Source organism: uncultured Rikenella sp. (assembly GCF_910577125.1).
GTDB lineage: Bacteria > Bacteroidota > Bacteroidia > Bacteroidales > Rikenellaceae > Rikenella.
Genome location: NZ_CAJTMN010000035.1, coordinates 1 through 20,203 on the forward strand (window position 1 = coordinate 1; position 20,203 = coordinate 20,203).

Annotated in this window: 13 protein-coding genes and 1 tRNA gene; 4 read left to right on the plus strand and 10 right to left on the minus strand. The window is 60.2% G+C overall.

Annotation, left to right across the window (positions count from 1 at the left end):
- Positions 1-240: 240 nt before the first annotated feature.
- The 4 genes from QZ292_RS05305 to QZ292_RS05320 all read right to left on the minus strand — a co-directional run bounded on the left by QZ292_RS05305 (position 241) and on the right by QZ292_RS05320 (position 5,781).
- Complete coding sequence (locus QZ292_RS05305) at positions 241-999, minus strand: ATP-binding cassette domain-containing protein (protein ID WP_294598856.1); 759 nt, start codon at positions 997-999, stop codon at positions 241-243.
- A complete protein-coding gene (locus tag QZ292_RS05310; RefSeq protein ID WP_294598859.1) occupies positions 996-1,739 on the minus strand; it encodes an ABC transporter permease in 744 nt (247 codons plus the stop codon). The genes QZ292_RS05305 and QZ292_RS05310 overlap by 4 nt, the downstream gene beginning before the upstream one ends.
- Before the next feature lie 25 nt (positions 1,740-1,764).
- Positions 1,765-2,712 (minus strand): quinolinate synthase NadA, encoded by a 948-nt coding sequence (nadA, locus tag QZ292_RS05315; RefSeq protein WP_294598862.1) that lies wholly within the window; start codon positions 2,710-2,712, stop codon positions 1,765-1,767.
- Positions 2,713-2,835: 123 nt separating this feature from the next.
- Positions 2,836-5,781 (minus strand): outer membrane beta-barrel protein, encoded by a 2,946-nt coding sequence (locus QZ292_RS05320; RefSeq protein ID WP_294598865.1) that lies wholly within the window; start codon positions 5,779-5,781, stop codon positions 2,836-2,838.
- Between the two features lie 344 nt (positions 5,782-6,125).
- Here QZ292_RS05320 and QZ292_RS05325 point away from each other — a divergent pair, with 344 nt between their 5' ends.
- The 4 genes from QZ292_RS05325 (at position 6,126) to QZ292_RS05340 (ending at position 13,424) form a co-directional block, all read left to right on the plus strand.
- Positions 6,126-8,024 (plus strand): methylmalonyl-CoA mutase family protein, encoded by a 1,899-nt coding sequence (locus tag QZ292_RS05325; RefSeq protein WP_294598868.1) that lies wholly within the window; start codon positions 6,126-6,128, stop codon positions 8,022-8,024.
- A 423-nt stretch (positions 8,025-8,447) separates the two neighbouring features.
- Positions 8,448-10,592 (plus strand): methylmalonyl-CoA mutase, encoded by a 2,145-nt coding sequence (scpA, locus tag QZ292_RS05330; protein ID WP_294598871.1) that lies wholly within the window; start codon positions 8,448-8,450, stop codon positions 10,590-10,592.
- Between the two features lie 207 nt (positions 10,593-10,799).
- Positions 10,800-10,871 (plus strand) — tRNA-Arg (locus QZ292_RS05335).
- A gap of 294 nt (positions 10,872-11,165) precedes the next feature.
- Positions 11,166-13,424, plus strand: coding sequence for a hypothetical protein (locus QZ292_RS05340; RefSeq protein ID WP_294598873.1), 2,259 nt, complete (start codon positions 11,166-11,168; stop codon positions 13,422-13,424).
- A gap of 118 nt (positions 13,425-13,542) precedes the next feature.
- Here QZ292_RS05340 and QZ292_RS05345 read toward each other — a convergent pair whose 3' ends face one another.
- The 6 genes from QZ292_RS05345 to QZ292_RS05370 form a co-directional block, all read right to left on the minus strand.
- Positions 13,543-14,964 carry a sialate O-acetylesterase gene (locus tag QZ292_RS05345; RefSeq protein ID WP_294598877.1) on the minus strand — a complete coding sequence of 474 codons (1,422 nt, stop codon included), beginning with the start codon at positions 14,962-14,964 and terminating at the stop codon, positions 13,543-13,545.
- Positions 14,965-15,049: 85 nt separating this feature from the next.
- A complete protein-coding gene (locus QZ292_RS05350) occupies positions 15,050-15,640 on the minus strand; it encodes a glycosyl hydrolase-related protein (RefSeq protein ID WP_294598880.1) in 591 nt (196 codons plus the stop codon).
- A 21-nt stretch (positions 15,641-15,661) separates the two neighbouring features.
- Positions 15,662-18,019 (minus strand): GH92 family glycosyl hydrolase, encoded by a 2,358-nt coding sequence (locus QZ292_RS05355; protein ID WP_294598883.1) that lies wholly within the window; start codon positions 18,017-18,019, stop codon positions 15,662-15,664.
- Positions 18,020-18,187: 168 nt separating this feature from the next.
- Positions 18,188-18,877 (minus strand): SGNH/GDSL hydrolase family protein, encoded by a 690-nt coding sequence (locus QZ292_RS05360; protein WP_294598886.1) that lies wholly within the window; start codon positions 18,875-18,877, stop codon positions 18,188-18,190.
- A gap of 634 nt (positions 18,878-19,511) precedes the next feature.
- Complete coding sequence (locus QZ292_RS05365; RefSeq protein WP_294598889.1) at positions 19,512-19,658, minus strand: hypothetical protein; 147 nt, start codon at positions 19,656-19,658, stop codon at positions 19,512-19,514.
- 305 nt (positions 19,659-19,963) lie between these two features.
- Positions 19,964-20,203: hypothetical protein (locus QZ292_RS05370; protein WP_294598892.1), on the minus strand; the 240-nt coding region annotated here is incomplete at its 5' end.

A 20,203-nucleotide genomic window follows, 5' to 3' on the forward strand; every position in this document is an offset into this window, starting at 1 on the left:
CAAGTACAAACCGTTGATGCCGCTTGTAGCGGAAGACCAGCTGTGCCCGCTGCTGTAGACACCCCACAACGCGCCCTCGCCGTAGCCGCTCGCGTCGCGGTAGCCCGGGACGGGATCGATGGGCTGATCGGATGGATATAATCGAAAGGATATAAATAGATTGCAGGGCTAACAATGGGAGGTACCCCTCTGTCGCCGCTTTTGTCTAAATACAGTTCGCTGCAAGAGGGGGCCGAATCCCTATCGCCGCTGCATGTGCTTCACTTTCCGGGCCATGGCCGAGGCGAAAATGAAATCTTCCAGTTCCTGGTTGTCGGCCTCCAGAATGTCGTCTTTCGTCCCTTCCCACCACTTCTTCCCCTGGTAAATGAAGATGATCGTGTCGCCGATCTCCATCACGGAGTTCATGTCGTGGGTGTTGACGATCGTGGTGATGTTGTACTCCTGGGTGATCTCCTGGATCAGGTTGTCGATCACGACCGAGGTCTTCGGGTCGAGCCCCGAGTTGGGCTCGTCGCAGAAGAGGTATTGGGGGTTCATCACGATCGCGCGCGCGATGGCTACCCGTTTGATCATCCCGCCGCTCAGTTCCGAGGGGTAGAGGTGTTCGGCGTTGGTCAGGTTGACGCGCTTGAGGCAGAAGTCGGCCCGGTCTTCCTTTTCGCTCTGAGACATGTCGGTGAAGAGGTCGAGCGGAAACATCACGTTTTCGAGCACGGTCGAGGAGTCTAATAAGGCGCCGCCCTGAAAGATCATACCGAGTTTCTGACGGATCTCGCGCTTCACTTCGAGCGGGGCGCCGCTGAAGCAGAGGTCGTCGTAGAGGATCTGGCCGCTGTCGATCTCGTGCAGGCCGACGAGGCATTTCAGCAGGACGGTCTTGCCCGAACCGCTCTGGCCGATGATCAGGTTGGTCTTGCCGGGCTGGAAGGTGGCGGTGATCCGGTCGAGTACCAGCCGCCCTTCGAAGGATTTGCAGACGTCGATGGCGCGTATCATTTGGTCAGCATGATTTGGGTGAGAATCAGGTTGAAGATCAGGATCACGATGCTGCTCACCACGACGGCGCGGGTGCTGGCGCGGCCCACTTCGAGGGAGTTGCCTTTGGCGTAGTAGCCGTAGTAGGCCGAGATGGTGGAGATGATGATGCCGAAGACGCAGGCTTTGGTGATGGAGTAGGTGATGTAGAAGGGGTTGACGGCGTAGCGGATCCCGGCGAGGTATTCGAACGGGGGGAAGATCTGGGTGGCTTCGACGACGAGGTAGCCGCCGATGACGCCGATCACCATGCTCATGATGGTGAGCAGGGGGAAAAAGAGGGCAGAGGCCACGACTTTCGGCAGGATCAGGTAGCTGGCGGAGTTGACGCCCATGATTTCGAGGGCGTCGATCTGTTCAGTGATCCGCATGGTGCCGATTTCGGAGGCGATGTTCGAACCGACTTTCCCGGCCAGAATCAGGGCGACGATGGTGGAGCTGAACTCCAGGACGATCGATTCGCGGGTGGCGTATCCGATGAGCATCTTGGGGATGAAGGGGTTCTCGAGGTTGTTGGCCATCTGGATCACGACGACGGCGCCCATGAAGACGGAGATGATCGCGACGATGCCGATGGAGTTCAGGCCGATGGCTTCCATTTCGAACAGGGCGCGGCGGCGGTAGATGGAGAGTTTCTCGGGTCGGGAGAAGACTTTCCGCATCAGGGTGAGGTATTCGCCGGTCTCTTTGAATATGCGCATGGTGGGTTTCGATCGATGAGGGGGGTTAGACGAGGCCGAGCCGGGCGGAGATCTCCAGCATCCGACGGATGGAGCCTTCGGCGCGGCGGCGCACCTCTTCAGGGATGAGGATTTCGGGTTGCAGGGTCTCCAGGGCGGCGGCGATCTTCGGCAGGGTCACGAGTTTCATGTAGCTGCAGTTGTTGCAGCCGCAGGAGGGGTCGCTCGGCGGGGCGGGGATAAAGGTCTTGCCGGGGGCGGCGAGACGCATCTGGTGCAGGACGCCGGGTTCGGTCACGACGATGTAGGTGTCGGTCGAGGTGTCGTTCACGGCGTATTTCAACAGGCCGGCGGTCGAGCCGACGTAGTCGGAGATGAGCACGATGGGCCGTTTGCACTCCGGATGGGTCAGCACTTTGGCGTGGGGGTAGGCCTGCTTCAGGTCGAGGATCTTTTCGAGGGAGAACTCTTCGTGGACGTGGCAGGCGCCGTCCCAAACGAGCATGTTCTCGCGTCCGGTGATGTTCCGGATGTAGTTGCCGAGGTTCCGGTCGGGCCCGAAGAGAATCGGTTCGTCGGGGGGCAGCGACCGGACGATCTCGACGGCGTTGCTGCTGGTGCAGACGATGTCGGTCAGGGCTTTGACTTCGGCGGTGGTGTTCACGTAGGAGATGACGGTCCGCCCGGGATTCGCGGCGATGAAGGCGGCGAATGCGTCGGCGGGGCAGGAGTCGGCCAGCGAGCAGCCGGCGGCCATGTCGGGCATCAGGACGGTCTTCCGGGGGGAGAGGATTTTGGCGGTCTCGCCCATGAAGTGGACGCCGGCGAAGAGGATCACGTCGGCGTCGGTCGTCGCGGCCTGCTGCGAGAGGGCGAGGCTGTCGCCGACGAAGTCGGCGATGTCCTGCACGTCGGAGTCGGTGTAGTAGTGGGCCAGAATGACGGCGTTGCGCTCGCGGCGGAGGGTGTCGATTTTCTCTTTCAGTGCATCCATAACAGGACAAATATACGATTTTCGCGGGTTCGACGGCCATAAAAGCGGTCATAAAAAAGCGCCGTCGCTCCCTCGCTGAGGGAGAAACGGCGCGATGGGTGGGCGTAGTATGTCGCCGGAGGGTTACCGGGGACCGCCGGGTCCGCCGGGACCACCGCCGGGAGGCGGGCCTGCGGGGCCGCCTCCGCGCGGGCCGCGCTGCCAGCTCGAACGGTCGTTGGTGCCGTAGTTCTCGGCGGAGCGGTTCTTCCGGGTGTCGAATTTGTAGGTGAAGCTGAGCATGAAGTAGCGCTTCAGGGTACGGGTCAGGGTGGTCTGGGTGTAGGTGGCGTTGCTGCTCTGCCAGAAGGAGCGGTTCTGGTTCAGCAGGTCGTAGGCGGAGAGGCGGACTTCGGCTTGCCGGTATTTCAGGAATTTATACCCGATGGCGGCGTTCAGCAGGGCGTAGTGCTGGGTGTAGCTCGACTGTGTCCCGACGGAGTTGCGCCAGGTGGCGTCGGCGTTGATGAAGAGGCCTTTCCACAGGAAGACGTTCAGGAAGGCGGCCAGGTCGCTGCCGATGTAGCGGTCGAAGGTGCGGTCGGTCGTGCCCGAGGTGCGGTCTTTCAGTTTGCTGGTGGTGAAGTTCAGCGAGGGACGGTAGGCGAGGGTGAAGTCGACGTTCTCGGAGATGTTGCTGGTCAGCGAGAGGTTCAGACCCATCCGGTTGCTGTAGGAGAGGTATTTCTCGTGGTCTTCCATCGAGGGGGTCTTGGCGAACTGGTAGCGGAAGCCGATGTTCATGTTGCTCCGGATGGGTTGGATCCGGAAGCTGTAGATCCCGAAGAGGTTGGCGTTGACGTAGCCGTTGAGGTTGACGGGGGTGGAGACCTGGGCGCCGCGGACGACGGTGATGCCTTTGATCTCTTCGTCGGCGGTCAGGTAGCGGCGGTGGGTCGCGATGTAGTCCTGGGTGAGGTTGGCGAAGGCGAAGAGGTGAAGGTTGGTCGATTTCTCGGGGTTGGCTAGGTTGTAGGAGAGTTGCAGCCGGTCGGTGTAGCTCTGTTTCAGGCCCGGATTCCCGTAGTAGACTTGGAGGGGGTTGCTGATGTCGAGCACGTCTTGCAGCTGGTTGACGGTGGGGGTGGAGGTGCTCCGGCGGTATTCGAACTGGAAGCTCTGCATTTTGGTGGGTTTCCATTCGAAGCGCACGCGGGGCAGCCAGGCGTCGAAGTGGTAGCGGTTGTCCATCGTCTGCGGATAGGTCTCGTCGTCGTTCAGGGTGGTGTATTGGTAGCTGAGCGAGGCGTTGAGGGTCATCTTATCTTTCTTGACCCAGTTGTAGCCTACGGTTCCGGCATGGCGGGTCTGGTCGCGGTTGAACAGGTTGGAGGTGGTGGGGTCGAGCTCCAGTATTTCGTTCAGCAGGGGATCCCAGTCGTAGCTCAGGATCTTGGAGTCGGTCTTGTCGTAGCCGATGCGGTAGCTGAACTGCAGGCGCGAGGATGGCGACAGGGGTTCGGCGTAGCTCACGCGGCCGGAGGCGTCGAAGCCGGGGGTGCCGAGGGTGCCGATCTGGTTGAGGGTGCTGTAGGTCAGGTCGCCGGTGGCTTTGGTGTAGAGGTCGAGCAGCGAGAGGCCGTCTGTGCTCTCGTCGCCGGTCTCGTCCAGGGAGCCGTATTCGGATTGCTGGCTGCGGTCGCCCCAGCCGTTGCTGCCGCCGACGGAGCCGCCGACGGAGAGGGTGCGGCCGGCTTTGCCGAAACGGTGCATCCAGAAGAGGTTGGCGGAGGCGTCGTAGGTGCCTAATTTCGTGGCGTAGCGGTTGGCGGCGGTGTTGGTCTCCATGGCGTTGAGCCAGGTGCTGGTGAGGTTGGCGCTGTGGCCGTGGTTGGTGGAGTAGGTCACGCGGGGGCGGAAGAAGATGCGGTTGGTCTCGTTGGGGTTCCACTCGATCCGCAGGTTGGCGCGGTGCTGGTAGTTGTAGCCCCGAGTGGCGGTGGTGTCGTAGTACTGGCGGTTGCCTTCGGTGTTGTAGTTCTGGGTGATGGCGCGCCAGATGTCGGCGTTCACGTTGTTGAAGAAGTAGCTGCCGTTGAGTTTCACTTTCGAGAATTCGCCCTGGTAGTTGAGGCCGGCCATGGTGGTGGTCTGGATGCCGCCGCGGACGCCGGTGGTGAACTGGCTGGCGTCGATGCCGCCGCCCATGCCGCCTCGGCGACCGGTCATGGCGCTGGCGATGTCGTTCAGGGTGAAGCCCTGGTTGTTGACGTTGTTCCGCGCGGCGAGAATGGTCCACCGGTGGGTGGGGTTGAAGATGTTGGCGGCGGCGCCCACGGAGTAGCGGTTGTCGGTGCCGTAGCCGGCGTAGACTTTACCGAAGGCGCTGGAGCTGACGCCGCTCTTGGTGACGATGTTGATGGCTTTGATGCGTTCGCCGTCGTCGAAGCCGGAGAATTTCGATTCGTCGCTCTTGTCGTCGAAGACCTGCATGCTGGCGACGACGTCGGCGGGGAGGGTCTTCAGGGCGAGGGCGGGGTCGTCGGCGAAGTATTCTTTGCCGTCGACGTAGACTTTGCCGACGGTCTGGCCGTGGACTTCGACGGCGCCGTTGTCGTCGGTGGTCACGCCGGGCATCTTCTTGAGCAGGTCTTCGCTCGAGGCGTCGGGGTTGGTCTTGAAGGCGGCGGCGTTATATTGCAGGGTGTCGCCGCGCATGGTGGCCATCGGGGCCTGGGCGGTGACTTTCACTTCGTTGGTGGTGATGGCTTCGGGAACCATCCGGACGGTGCCGAGGTCGACGGTGCGGCCGGCGGAGGGGTCGATCGTCTTGAGGTAGTCTTTGTAGCCGATGAACGAGATGCTCAGGGTGGTGCTTTTCTCGCGGCTGACGATGGTGAATTCGCCTTCCAGACCGGTCAGGACGGTGCGTTTGGCGACGTCGGGTTCGGCGGGGTTGATCATCACATAGGCTCCGGGGATGGGTTTGCCGTCGTCGCTGCCGATCACTTTTCCTTTGATGGTGATGGGGGCTGCGGCGGCCGCGGCGGGCCATAGCAGCAGGCCGATCCATCCGACTACTCTTCTCATGCTACTGGTCACGTTTATCTTTGGTTTTTAATGAATTGTCTGTGTTGCGCGTGGGGGCGTCGGGTCTTCCCGAATCACTGCGGCCGTCTCTGTCGCCCTGCCGGGCCGCTCTCCGCCGGCGCACGAGATTAAGACGCGGGGCGCAACAAAAGTTTAATCGATTGTTGATAAATTTTTTGGGACGGATGCCTCTCGGCACGAAAAAATCGAACCGAAAACGGTTTTTCGAAATAATCTTTTAACTTTGTATGAATCTGTTAGCGAATTCACACTCCGCCTTTCCGAGCCATCCGCGGGGCGGAGAAACGAAATGCAGACGAATATAAACCAATACACTACAACACATGGCTGAAGAAAAGGCTAAACAGCTGATGGCCGAATTCCCTCCCGTTACCACCGCGGAGTGGGAAGAGGTCATCGCCAAAGACCTGAAAGGGGCCGACCGCACCAAAAAACTGGTGTGGCGTACGATGGAGGGGTTTACGGTGGAACCCTACTACCGGGCCGAAAACCTCGCCGACCTGAAACACCTCGGCTCCCGGCCGGGCGAGTTCCCGTATGTCCGGGGGGTCAAGGGGGATAACGACTGGCGCGTGAGGCAGACGATCGAGGTCGGAGACGACGTGGCGGCGGCCAATCGGACGGCCCACGATGTGCTGATGAAGGGGGTTGACTCGCTCGGCTTCGTCATCCGGAACAAGGAGTTCTCGGCGGCCGACCTCGACACCTTGCTGGGCGGCATTACGATTACCGCCGTGGAACTGGCTTTCAGCGGCTGCGGGGTCTATCGGGCGGCGGAACTGTTCTTGGATAAAATCGCGGCCGAAAAGTTCGACCCGGAACAGGTCTTTGCGGTCTTCGGAATCGACCCGCTCATGAAGCTCTCGAAAAAGGGCAGCTGGGGATGCGCGGCGCCGGACGGCGACAAACGCTTCGCACGCATTCAGGAGCTGCTCGACAAAGCGCCGCAGTATAAACGCATCAGACTCGTCACGGTGCACGGGACGCTGTTCCACGACTGCGGGGCGTCAATCGTGCAGGAGCTCGCTTTCGCGCTCGCGATGGGGCACGAGTATGTGGTGCGGTTGACCGACCGGGGGATGGATGTCGACCGGGTGGCGCCGGCCATCAAGTTCGACTTCTCGGTCGGGACGAACTACTTCATGGAGATCGCCAAACTCCGGGCGGCGCGCTTGCTGTGGGCCAACATCATGCAGCCGTACAACCCGAAACGGGGGTGCTCGTCCAAACTGCGGGCGCATATCCGCACGTCGGCGTGGAACCAGACGGTCTACGACCCGTATGTCAACATGCTCCGCGGGACGACGGAGGCGATGAGCGCGGCGATCGGAGGGGTGGACTCGATCGAGGTCTTGCCGTTCGACCATGCTTACGAACAGCCGACGGAGTTCAGCTCGCGGATTGCGCGCAATGTGCAGCTCTTGCTGAAAGAGGAGTCGCATTTCGACCAGGTGACGGACCCGGCGGCGGGCTCTTATTATATAGAGGAGCTCACGGCGTCGATCGCGAAGGAGGCGTGGAAGCTCTTCCTTGCGGTCGAGGAGTTGGGGGGGTACACCGCTGCGTTCGAAAAAGAGTTCGTTCAGGAGCAGGTCGAAACTACTGCCAACAAACGGGATCAGAATATCGCCACGCGACGTGAGATTCTCCTGGGGACGAACCAGTATCCGAATTTCAACGAAAAGGCGCCGGCGGAGATTACTCCCGAAACGGTGACGAGGGGGGCGAAGCATTGCCATTGCGGATGCAAGCACGCGGATAAGGAGCCGGAGTTCCGGCCGCTGAAACCGTACCGCGGGGCGATGGCGTTCGAGGCGATGCGGCTCCGTACGGATCGCAGCGGGAAGAGGCCGAAGGCGTTCATGCTGACGTGCGGCAGCCTGGCAATGGCTCGGGCCCGGGCGCAGTTCGCCTGCAACTTCTTCGCGTGTGCGGGGATCGAGGTGATGGATAACACGTTCTTCGCGTCGGTGGACGAGGGGATCGAGGCGGCGAAGGCGTCGGGGGCGCAGATCGTGGTGGTCTGCTCGTCGGACGACGACTATGCGGCGCTGGCTCCGAAGGTCTTCGAGGCGTTCCGCGACTCGGGGGTGATCGTGGTGGTGGCGGGGGCGCCGGCGTGTCAGCCGGAGCTCGAAGCGGCGGGCATCTCGCACTTCATCAGCGTCCGGAGCAATGTCCTCGAAACGCTCGAAAACTATCAACGCGAACTGGGTATTTAATCGGTCGTTTCGTTTGTTCTTTAGTTACAGGAGGGAATTGAGGCAGAGGCAAGTTAGCGATACGTAGTATCGCTCCGTCCCGCCGGGGTCACCCGGCCGCCGCCCGCGCAGGGCAGTTCTGTCCGGCACAAAGCTCGACAGTCGCCCGCCCGCCAAAGAGGGCATATTCTGCCGATTGGCGGTGAGCCAATTCGGCAAGAATTGCCGCGGGCGACTGAAAAACGCTTTGACAAGCCCGCGCGCCTTACGCGATTCATTCTATTTCGGCTGTCGCCGAAACAGTTGAATCGCTCTTTAAGGCGTCGGCGCGCGGTCGAGCTTCGACTGCCCTCGGGCCGGGCGGGCCCCACGTCCCGTGGACGGGAAATGCTGCGCATTTCTGCGGCAGCCTCTAACCACTTGTAAACGAAAAAATCAACACACATGAGAGCTAAATTTTCAGATATAAGTTATTCGGGATCTTCGGCCGCCGGTTGCGGTTGCTCCTCGAAGAAAGAATGCGGCGAGGCGCCGGTCTGGATGACGCCGGAACATATCGCCGTCAAAGGCACCTATACCGCAGACGACCTGCTCGGGATGGAGCACCTCAACTATGCGGCAGGGATTGCGCCCAATTTGCGGGGGCCGTACTCCACGATGTACGTGATGCGGCCGTGGACCATCCGGCAGTACGCAGGGTTCTCCACCGCCGCGGAGTCCAACGCTTTCTATCGCCGGAATCTGGCGGCGGGGCAGAAGGGGCTTTCGGTGGCGTTCGACTTGGCGACGCACCGGGGGTATGACGCTGACCATCCGCGTGTGGTGGGGGATGTGGGGAAGGCTGGCGTGTCGATTTGTTCGGTCGAAGATATGAAAGTCCTCTTCGACGGGATTCCGCTCGACAAGATGTCGGTCTCGATGACCATGAACGGCGCCGTGCTGCCGGTGCTGGCGTTCTACATCGTGGCCGGATTGGAACAGGGCTGCACGCTCGACCAGCTCAGCGGGACGATTCAGAACGACATCCTCAAAGAGTTCATGGTGCGTAACACCTATATCTACCCGCCGGAATTCTCGATGCGCATTATCGCGGATATTTTCGAGTACACCTCGAAGCACATGCCGAAATTCAACTCCATTTCGATTTCGGGGTATCATATGCAGGAAGCCGGGGCGACGGCGGATATCGAGATGGCGTACACGCTGGCCGACGGGCTCGAATATTTGCGGACGGGGGTCAATGCGGGGATGGATATCGACTCGTTCGCGCCGCGTCTGTCGTTCTTCTGGGCGATCGGGATGAACCACTTCATGGAGATCGCCAAGATGCGCGCCGCGCGGATGCTGTGGGCCAAGATCGTGAGCCGGTTCAATCCGAAGAACCCGAAGTCGCTGGCGCTGCGTACTCACTCGCAGACCTCTGGTTGGTCGCTCACGGAACAGGATCCGTTCAACAACGTGGCCCGGACGGCGATCGAGGCGATGGCCGCAGCGTTGGGGCACACGCAGTCGCTGCACACCAATGCGCTGGACGAGGCGATCGCGCTGCCGACCGATTTCTCGGCCCGGATCGCGCGGAATACGCAGATTTACATTCAGGAAGAGACCAATATCTGCCGCAGTGTCGACCCGTGGGCGGGCTCCTACTATGTGGAGTCGCTCACGAACCAGATCATGCACAAGGCGTGGGCGTTGATCGAGGAGGTCGAGTCGCTCGGCGGGATGGCCAAGGCGATCGAGACCGGGGTGCCGAAGATGCGGATCGAGGAGGCGGCGGCACGGACGCAGGCCCGGATCGACTCGGGCGAGCAGACGATTGTGGGGCTGAACAAGTACCGGCTCGAAAAGGAAGACCCGATCGACATCCTGGCGGTGGACAACACGGCGGTGCGCGAGTCGCAGGTGGCACGGCTCAAGGAGCTGCGCGCCAACCGCGATCAGGCGGCGGTGGACCGGGCGCTGGCGGCGATTACGGAGTGTGTGCGGACGAAGAAGGGAAATCTGCTCGAGCTGGCGGTCGAAGCGGCCAAGGTGCGCGCGTCGCTGGGCGAAATTTCGGATGCCTGCGAGGTGGTCGTGGGACGGTACAATGCGGTGATCCGCTCTATTTCAGGTGTTTATTCGGCAGAAGTGAAAGACGACGAAAAGTTCGCGAAGGCCAAGGAGCTGTGCGAACGCTTTGCAAAACAGGAGGGGCGTCAGCCTCGGATCATGATCGCCAAACTGGGGCAGGACGGACACGACCGGGGCGCCAAAGTGGTTACGACGGGGTATGCGGATATCGGCTTCGACGTGGATATGGGGCCGCTGTTCCAGACGCCGGAAGAGGCGGCCAAACAGGCGGTCGAAAACGATGTCCATGTGGTCGGCGTGTCGTCGCTGGCGGCGGGGCACAAGACGCTGGTGCCGCAGATCGTCGCCGAGCTCAAACGCTTGGGGCGCGAGGATATCGTGGTCATTGTAGGGGGGGTGATTCCGCACCAGGACTACGACTTCCTCTACCGGAACGGGGCGGCGGCGATTTTCGGGCCGGGGACCCCGGTGACCGATGCGGCGATCAAGATCCTCGAAATCTTGCTGGACGAGTAGCCGGCTGATTCCCTGCGATTTGTCAGATGTCGGGTGCGGTCTCTTTCGGAAGGGCCGCGCCCGATTTTTCTTTGCCCGGAGACTTTTTCGTCCGGAAATCGGTGCGGAAAACAAAAGGTTTTTGGAAAAGGAAAAGAAAAGTGTATCTTTGCATCCGGAATGCGCGTCGCCGGGACGCTCGGGCGTTGCGGCGGACGCATCGGACTCGGCTCCGTAGTTCAATGGATAGAATATCAGATTCCGGTTCTGACGATATGGGTTCGAATCCCGTCGGGGTCACGCATTCACAGGAAGTTTCGCCTCTCGGTTAACCGAGAGGCGAAACTTTTTTATTCGCGGACGGGTGAGCGTGGAGTGCGATAGCGGAGGGGGCGGCCATCTCGGACGGCAGTCGTATTTGGGGGAACGGAAATTAATGTGTAACTTGCTGAATTACAACTCTGTTAGAATCGTGTGCGAACTACAATAAGTCGCTCGGAAATGTCGAAGCCGGAAAGAACGTTTTTGGCTCTTTTTCAGGCGATTGCAGGTTGCGTGACGCACACACCCAAACCCGGTAAAAATAACAAAATCATGAGGAAAATCTGGTGGTACGCCGTATCTGTTTTGCTGCTTTGCAACTGCGCCTCGAGGAACAAAACGACCTTCCGGACCGACTACTTTAAAATCGAGGTTGACTCCCGAGGCTACATTGTCGGTATGTGGAACAATACCAAAACCGATCGCAACTTCAGCCCGTCGGATCAGCCCTCTCCCCTGTTGTCGCTGTACGACAGCCGGCTGAAACGCTACTACTACCCGCAAAAAGCCCGTTACAGCCAGGGACGCTACACGCTGGAGTACGAAAACGGAGCGGTCGCTACCGTCCGGCTGGAAGAAAAGGACAAATACCTGAAACTTAGTCTGTTGTCGGTCGACAACCGAGAGGGGATCGATGCCGTCCAATGGGGCAGTTTCTACACGAACATCGACAATCTGCTGGGCGAAGTGATCGGCGTGGCCCGGGACACTTCGGCCGCCGTAAACTACGCCATCGGGGCTTTGGCCTTGGATGACAACACCATCGGGGGCGAAGCACGCTATACCTCGGAAACGGGGGCAGGCGGATATATCGTCCACTCGCCCGACCACGTCAACCATCCGCTGCCGCTGACTCTCCACGAGGGACAACAGTTCACCATGGGGGGCGACGGGATCAACGACGTCGCTTTCTACAACCGCAAAGAGCCTTACTTCCGAATGGTCTACGGCGCCACGGCCGGAGTGGACTGCAATGGGCGGATTAATATCCGCTACCAGTCGCGCGACCGGCGACAGGGCGATTTGATCTATTCGCCCGAGGGTGTGCCGACCTTCACGAACAACGAACCGAACCACCTGATGCGTCAGGATCTCCCCGGGGTCGACTACATCGGCTCCTCCATCGCCCTGTGGGGCAGTCCCGACAGCGTCGCCCTGATGGAGGTGATCCAACGTATCGTGCTGGACGAAGGACTCCCTTATCCGACCTACCGCGGCAAATGGATCAAAGACCCCACCGCCTTCTCTCCCGATGTCTGGGTGTACGGCGGCGAGTACGACAGCATCGCCTCCTATACCAAACAGATGGGGCTCCACGGTATCCACGCTTACGATCTGGGCTTCCTGAATCCAGACCGAAACTCCGAAGGGTATATCGACGGCAAAAACGGCGAACGCAAACCGTTCCGACTGAGTTCCGGCAACCTCACCCATCGCGAATATGCGGCCCTGCTGGCCCGGGACAGCATCGTCCTGGGGCGCACGACCATCACCAACTCCATGGCGCCCGGAACGAAAGACTGCAGTCCCGTTCCTTCGGACAGCGCCTGCATCCAGCATCGTCGTTTCCTGACCGCCGACCTCTCGGCCACCGACACGACGATCTATATCGACGATCCGACCTATCTGGAGGAGATCGCCTGTTGGGAGGGACACTGCCCCGAACTGAACATGGTCAAGATCGGCAAGGAGCTGATCCACTACCTCGGCGTATCGGAAACCGCTCCTTACCGTCTGCTCAATGTGACCCGCGGATACTGGAACACGACTCCGGCGACCCATTCGAAGGGCGATGCCGTCGATAAACTCCAGGTGACCGTGGGATGGGGTTATCAGGGGCTGGTGCCGAATCTGGAGCTGCAGGACGAACTCGGCAAGCTCTACGGCGATATGGCCGCTCGCAGCGGGCTGGGGATGTACGACCTGGACGGGCAGGAGTTCCTGTTCCACAACGGGTTCGGAACCTACTCCGTCAAACGTTTCTTCCGCAACGTGTTCGAACAGGCTGCCAAACATCGGCTGCCCTCGCTGCGGTTCACCGGCGCCACGCTCTCGGAAGGGTCGTGGCACTACCAGAGCGTCTGGAACGTAGGCGGGGGACTGAATATCTACGATGCCGACAAACGGGTCTGGGGCAGCACCACCAGTCAGGGCAAAGATTTGCGCGACGTAACCTACGCCAACTTCTTCCCGTCGTCGTTCGGCGTCAACTTCCCGATCACGGCCGGTTCGACGGTCGAACAGTTCGAACACATCGAAGCGACGGCTGTCGGATACGGAGCCACTTATTTCCTGAAAATCGGGCAGAAAGATGTCGAAAGCGCGCCCCAAAAATATGCGATCTTCAAGGTGATCAGAACTTGGGAAGAGGCTCGTCGGGCCGATGCGTTCCCGCCGCACATCAAAAGGCTGCTCCAGGATCCGACCCTGAACTGGCGGCTGGAAGAGCGGGACGGCGACACGGGATGGACCCTGCATCGGATGGAGAACGGCCGGTCGGTGCAGGCGTACACGCTCTATCCGAGACAATAACCGCCCTCTCTCTGTCGGCTGTACACAAGAAGCGCGGAAGGCTATATCGCATACCTGATATAGCCTTCCGCGCTTCCGGTTGTACCGGTCTTCGTTCGAACGGGCGGAATGCCCGGATTTACCGGTCGGTGTCTGTACGGAACGGGGCTACCGGCAGGCCGTCGCCGTTGAACAGGTTGCCGATCGTGGCATCGTCGAAACAGTAACGTACGGCTACCGGCGTCTCGACTTCCGGAGACGAAACGACCAAACGGTTCTGCCGAATCTTCGCTTCGGCCGGGACGAACCGTCCGTCTGCCCCGGCGATCTGTACCCCGGAGATCGTTTTGGCCGGAGACGTCAGGCCGCTCTCGGTGTGTGTGAAAGTCAGGATCGCTTTTCCTTTCTTGACCTCCATCCGTTCGAACAACGGATTTTCATACCCTTTTTCCAGCACCTTATAGTGTCGGCCGAGCGCCAGATCGGCCAGCCGCGTACCGACTTCGATCTTTTTCGCCGGATGGATATTGTCCGGATCGCCGATATCCACCGTCACTACCATCCCCGTGTTCGGCACCTGCCGTGCCACACGATCCTGCGCCTCGCGAATCCGTGCCGGGCCGTTGTCGGAAGACCCGTAACGGTAGGGGGCGATCTGAACCAGATAAAACGGGAATTCCTTACCGAACCCGCTGCGCCAGCTTTCGATCATCTTTTGCATCAGCAGACGGTACGACGAGGGGTTGTCACGGTTCGACTCGCCCTGATACCAGATGGCACCCGCAATCTCGTACGGCATCAGCGGAAAAATCATGCTGTTGTAGAGCACGCCCGGTGCGACCGGCCACCAGGGATAGGTGGTGCCCGGCATCGCATCGGCGATTTCCGGCGTATTCATCACCACCTCGCGCGGTGTCCAGACTTCGGCCGGTGTCCCTCCCCAGGCCGACACGATCAGACCGACCGGTACGTCGAGCTGCTGATTCAACCGCTTGCCGAAGAAATAGGCCACCGCACTCCGCCGGCGCATCACCTCCGGCGAACAGCTCTCCCACCGGGCGGTACAATCTTCCTGCGGGTTGTCGCTGCCGCGTTTGGCCAGACTGAAATAACGGATCATCGGCCGGTCGGCCGACGCGATTTCCCGTTCCTGATCCCGGATCCCGTTTTGCGGGGCCCATTCCATGTTCGACTGCCCGCTGCACAACCACACTTCGCCCAGCAGGAGGTCTTTCAGTTCGATCCGGTTGTCCGGCAGATTGTCGGAGAAGATCTCCAATGTGTAGGGGCCGCCGTAATCCGTTGTCGGGATGCGCGTTTTCCATCGTCCGCACGCGTCGACCTGCACTGCGACCGTGTCGTTCGGTTGCCAGCTGCCGACGAGCTTCACGGTCGTACTCGCCTCGCCCCAGCCCCACACGGGAACCGTACTCCGCTGTTGGAGTACCATGCCGTCGGAAAAGATCGCCGGCAGATGCAGCCGGGTGTGGGTCTGTCCCTGAGAAACGGGGATGCAACATGTTGCCCAGCAGATCGATATGCATTTCAAAATGGTTTTCATCGTTTCTGAATTCGGAGTTATAATATCTTGTGAATTTATTTCCCGCGGTGTCGAATCGAAGCAGGTGTGCGGCCGCACGCCTGTCTCAATATTCGAGACGCAAGGTGACCATGCCGAACGGTGCCAGTGTCAGTCGGCCATCCGTTTGTTGTCCGGCCTCTTCTTCCAGCCCGCATACGGTCGTCCGGACGGGTTTCCTGTTCGGGAACGACACGGTGACATGTTCGGCCCGATCCGATACCGAACGGAGACGAACGATCAGGGTACGGTCGCATTCCAGCGATTTGACGATTGTGGAGTAGATTGTCGGATTGTCGATCCCGATCACCGGCCGTACCTGCGGATCTTGGTCTGCGGTCACGTAAACCAGCGGCTGCGCCTGCTCCACCCCGAATCGGTTGGCCTGCACGGCGTCGTAACCGTCGTGCGGCAGCAGACGGTAACGGAACTCTACCGGCCCCTCTTGGGTCAACGGGAAATTGGTGTGCCAATGGTTGTTCATTACCCACGAATAGATCGTTGCGCTGGGAGAGAGGTGCTCGATCCAGTTTCCCTGACTGCCCCAGCCCAGTGCGATATTGGCATGACGAGCCCCATGTTCGAACAACGGGGCGTCCGGCGAGCACCAGGTTACTCCATGGGTTGCATCGGGCACGGCATGTCCGGTCTTCTGCAACCTGTGTTCCGCACTATTTTCTCAATAATTATCTTTCGGTTCGCTCCCCAGTCGAATGTCGAGCCGGCCTCCCGCCGCCACTGCCGAAAAGGGCAGGCGGACGCCGTGCAACACCTTGTCGTTCAGGGTGTATTGGTCGACATAGGGGTGCCGGCCGTCGTTGCCGGTAGTCGTGATGACGAACTCCCGGCCGGGATAGTAGTCGCTATTCAGCCGAATCGTCACCCGGTCGAAAAGCGGAACGCCCAACCCGAAGGAGGGCTCTTCCCCGGTCAACCCTTTCAGGTCGAACAGACCCAGCGACGAGATCACGTACCAGGCACCGAGTTGACCCTGATCTTCGTCCTGTCCGTAGCCGTAACCGTGAATGCCGTCCGTGCCGTAGAACTCATTGAGAATAGCCCGTACCCATTTCTGGGTAAGCGACGGCCGGCCGGCTTCGTTGAAGAGCCATGAGATATGCAAACAGGGCTGATTCCCATGGTTGTAGAGGGTGCGCAGGCCGGAAAAAGCGTCGATTTCGGTGCCGCCGCTGAAGATTTTCTGCTGCGACAGGGTAAAGATGCTGTCCAGCCGGGCGTTGAAGACTTCGGCGCCCACTTTGGAAACCAATCCGGGAACGTCGTGAGGCACATAGAACGTGTACTGCCAGGCATTCCCCTCCTGGAACCCGCGCCATACCTGCATCGGATCGAAAGCGTCGATAAAGGTGCCGTCGGCCCGTTTCGGACGGACGAAATCGCACGACGGATCGTAGAGACGTTCCCACCCTTTCGATAGCTCCGTCAGCTGTTCGTACCGGGCCGTGTCGCCTCGTTGCCGCGCCCATTGGGCCACAGCCCAAGCACTATAAGAATATTCCAGCGTATGCGACGCCGAGAAGAGGAATGCCTCGTCGGGACCTTCGCCCTGATCGCGGTGAGGTACGTAGCCGTACTTCACGAAATCTTTTGTGTCGACTTTCCCGGCTCCGAGCGGACGATCCTCGCCTTCGAGTTCGTTTTTCAGACAGGCTTCATAAGCGGTCGTAGTGTCGAAATCGCGAATGCCGCAGGCGTAAGCCGCGGCAATGACGGTACTTAGCAGGTTGGTTCCCACGCCGGATACGTAGCGGCTGTTCGCCACGCCGTCGGCCAGCCATCCGCCGTCGCGATAGATCTGCAGGTGGCTGCTGATGTAGTCGGACAGGTATTCCGGATAGGCGAGTGCCCAGACCTGGGCCAGGTTCCACTGTCCGCCCCAGATGCCGTCGGTGTTGTAGAGGTTGTGCACCGGCGTTCCGGCTTTCGTCTCCAGCTGTCCGACGCTGCCGTCGTGACGCGGGTAGGCGCCGTTGACGTCGCTGGCCAGACCGCGTCCCAACAAAGCGTGGTATAAACCGGTGTAGAATTTGACTTTATCCTCAGGGTTGTCGGTTTCGACCCGGATGCGTCCCAGGTACTCTTCCCACGTGCGGTGCGACTGTTCGCGAGCCTGGTCGAACGTCAGCTCGGCGGCCTCCTGCTGAAGGTTCAGGCGGGCATTCTCGACCGACGTATAAGAGAGTCCCACCTTGGCCGTAACGACCTTTCCGGCCTCCGGACCGAAGTCCAAATAGAGCCCGGCTCCGACTCCGCTCGCCTGTCGGACTCCGGCTTCCTGCCGGTTGCCATGAAAGACACCGAACGATTCGGGTTCCCGGTCCAGCACGGCCGAAAAATAGAGCGGCACCACTGCGCCGGGTTGATATTTCTTTACGTATTCGGGTTCGGTGACGACCCACCCTTCGACACGTCCCTCTTCGGTATAGACGACCCGGGCGTCCCGCACGGCACCGCTTTCGCCCTGCCGGTTTCCGATGTCGAAAAGAAGATGGTTCCGGTCGCTCTGTCCGAAGGTAAAGCGCTGTATGGCCACCCGGGGCGTAGCCGTCAGCTCGGCCCGGATGCCGTAGTCGTCCAGCAAGACGGAGTAATAACCTGCCGTAGCGATCTCGTTCCGACGGTCGAAACGGGAACGGTATCCGGTCTTCACACTGTCGTCCGGATGGCCGGGAACGGTGATGAGTTCGCCGCTGGTGGGCATCAGCACGATGCCGCCGACCTGAAATTCATGCAGGCACGGAAAACCTTCGATCGAGCGGTCGCGATAATCGTATCCGGTGGCTTCCCAGCCGGTTTTGTTCCCCAGGCTGCCATTGGTCGAGGGGCCGGGTTTGGCCATCCCAAAGGGCATCGCGCCGGGGGTGAAGTGGAACCACCGGCAATGGGCGGTTCCGATCCGTGGTTCGACATACGGCGAAAGCTCTTCCTGCTCCGGTTGCCGAGACGACGGACTGCATGACGCTACCGTTATGGCTGCGGCAACGATACCGAACGTAACGAAGTGTCTGTGTTTCATATCTATTGAATGGGAACGAGTCTTCATAGGTGCAACTCTTGGTTCAAGTTTCTGTGCCGATCGGTCGCAGACCGGAGTGGGCTCCCGGAGCAATCGGGCGGCTGTGGCGGCCTCCGACCCGAATCGGCATCAAGTGCGCGCGGGGGGGGGCTACGGTCTGCCGGCCGGTTATTGTTCCAACAGCGGCCGGATGATGTCGGTTACCTGTTCGGCCAGCATCCGGGTGCCCTGGCTGTTGGGATGGACGCCGTCGCCGGGGTCGTAGAGATCGGGCCGGTCGGCCAGAATGGCATTCAGGTCGTTGACGAGCACTCCTTTGTCTTCGAGGTAACGGAGCACGCGGCGGTTGCGTTCGGCCACCCGTTCGTTGAAGGGTTCGAAGCGGTCGAGGCGCCCGGCATCGCGCACCGGGGTGATGGTGGCCCAGATCAGGGTGGCGTCGGGGGCATACTTGCGGATCAGTCTGTATAGTTTGGCGAAGTCGCGGATGTATTCGTCTTCGGTGTAGGCGCGTCCGTGAAGCCCGTTGTTGAAATGGATCACGTGATAACGGTTGTGCGAAAGGGCCATCTCGACCTCTTGCAGGTAAAGCGGATCGCCGAGCGATTTGGAGGTGGTCAGCCGGGAGAAGTATGCTTTGTCTTTCAGGGTCTCGGCTACGATCGGGGCGTAGCGCTGGGTGATCGAGTTGCCGATGAAGAGTACGTGGGGACGGTCGTCGCGGTCGACATTTTCCATCCAGAAGTTGGCCCATTCGATGTTTTCGCGATGAATGTCTTTCTGGGCCGAGGCGGAGCGGCTGCCGGCCAGAAGGGCAAGCAGCAACAGGAGGCTGAAGCGTTTGTGCAGCATGAACATATGGAGTTGGTTTGAAATGTAACGGTCGGTTTCTCGGGAACGGGATGCCCTGCGGGGTGTGCGGAAGGGGGCGGGCAGGCGCACGGAGCCTGCCCGCGGGAATCCGTCTTGTCCCGTATCCGGCTGTCGCGGAGCGCAATGCGCGTGGTTTTCGTCAAAAATGCGTGACTTTATCCTCGTGTGGGGCGGTGGTTAGGCACGATGCGAATCCGGGGATTCGTCAGGCGGGCGTGTCATGGCAGTGCGGATGGGGGGAGCGGTATGTAATCCCGAGAAATGTTGCAATATAATGAATTATTTCCGGATTTTTAGGCGGATGGCTTTAGCGGCTGCGGTTTTTCCATTGTTCGGCGCCCGCTCCGGAGGCTCGGGCGCAGCATTCGGTCACGATGCCCGGAAATTGCGAGACTGATCCGGTGCTTAAACGAGAGCTGACGTCGATCTTCCTCAAAAGCGCATTTGCGACAATACGAAGGGGGTGAAAATGGATGGTATAACCATTGTAGGCTGAGTCGGAGGTTAAAAGAAATCTTTTGTCGGCAACAGTCTGGCGGGTGTTGAATGCGCATGAAGTCCATAACTTGGAGGCAACCTGCCCCAAGTTATGGACTTCTCTTTTTGCGGTAAGCTCCGTTTATTCCGAGAGGCAACGCAACTGAAAACCGAAAGCACGGCGGTCCGAGCTGCTGGCGTTGAGGTCCTGCGAACCGAAATTCAAGTCTAGGCCGTAGACGCCGCTCGTGGCGGAAGACCCGCTGAACCCGCTGCTGCCGACGCCCACCGGATCGCCATTGGATTTTTCGCGGAAGCCCGGGGCGGGGTGGTTGGATTTGTTTCCGCGCGCCTTTGGGAAATCGTCAAAACTCGCTTGCGAGTTTTGACGATTTCCCTCTTAAGGCGTGGCGCGCGGGCTCGGCAAACCTTTTCATAGGCGGGCGGGCGACTTTCGAGCTTTGTGCCGGACGTAACTGCCCTCGGGCCGGGCAGGCCCCGCGTGCCCGCGGTGGGCAAATGGCTGTGTCGGCCTAATTGGCAGAGGCTGCCTTGGGGTAGATCCGGCTATTTCGGAGTGCCCGAAGGCACCGTTTATTCCGAGAGGCAACGCAACTGAACACCGTGGCCACGGTGGTTCACGCCGCTGGGATAGAGGGTCTGCGTGCCGAAGTCCAAGAACACGCCGTTAGTCCCGCTGACAGCGGACGACCAACTGTACCCGCCGACGCCGACGCTCATCAGATCGCCTAACCGCCCATAGTTGCCTGCGTCGCGGAAGCCCGGGGCGGGGTACCAGGCAAGCGGGGTTCCCGTACCCGAGGTGCTTACCTT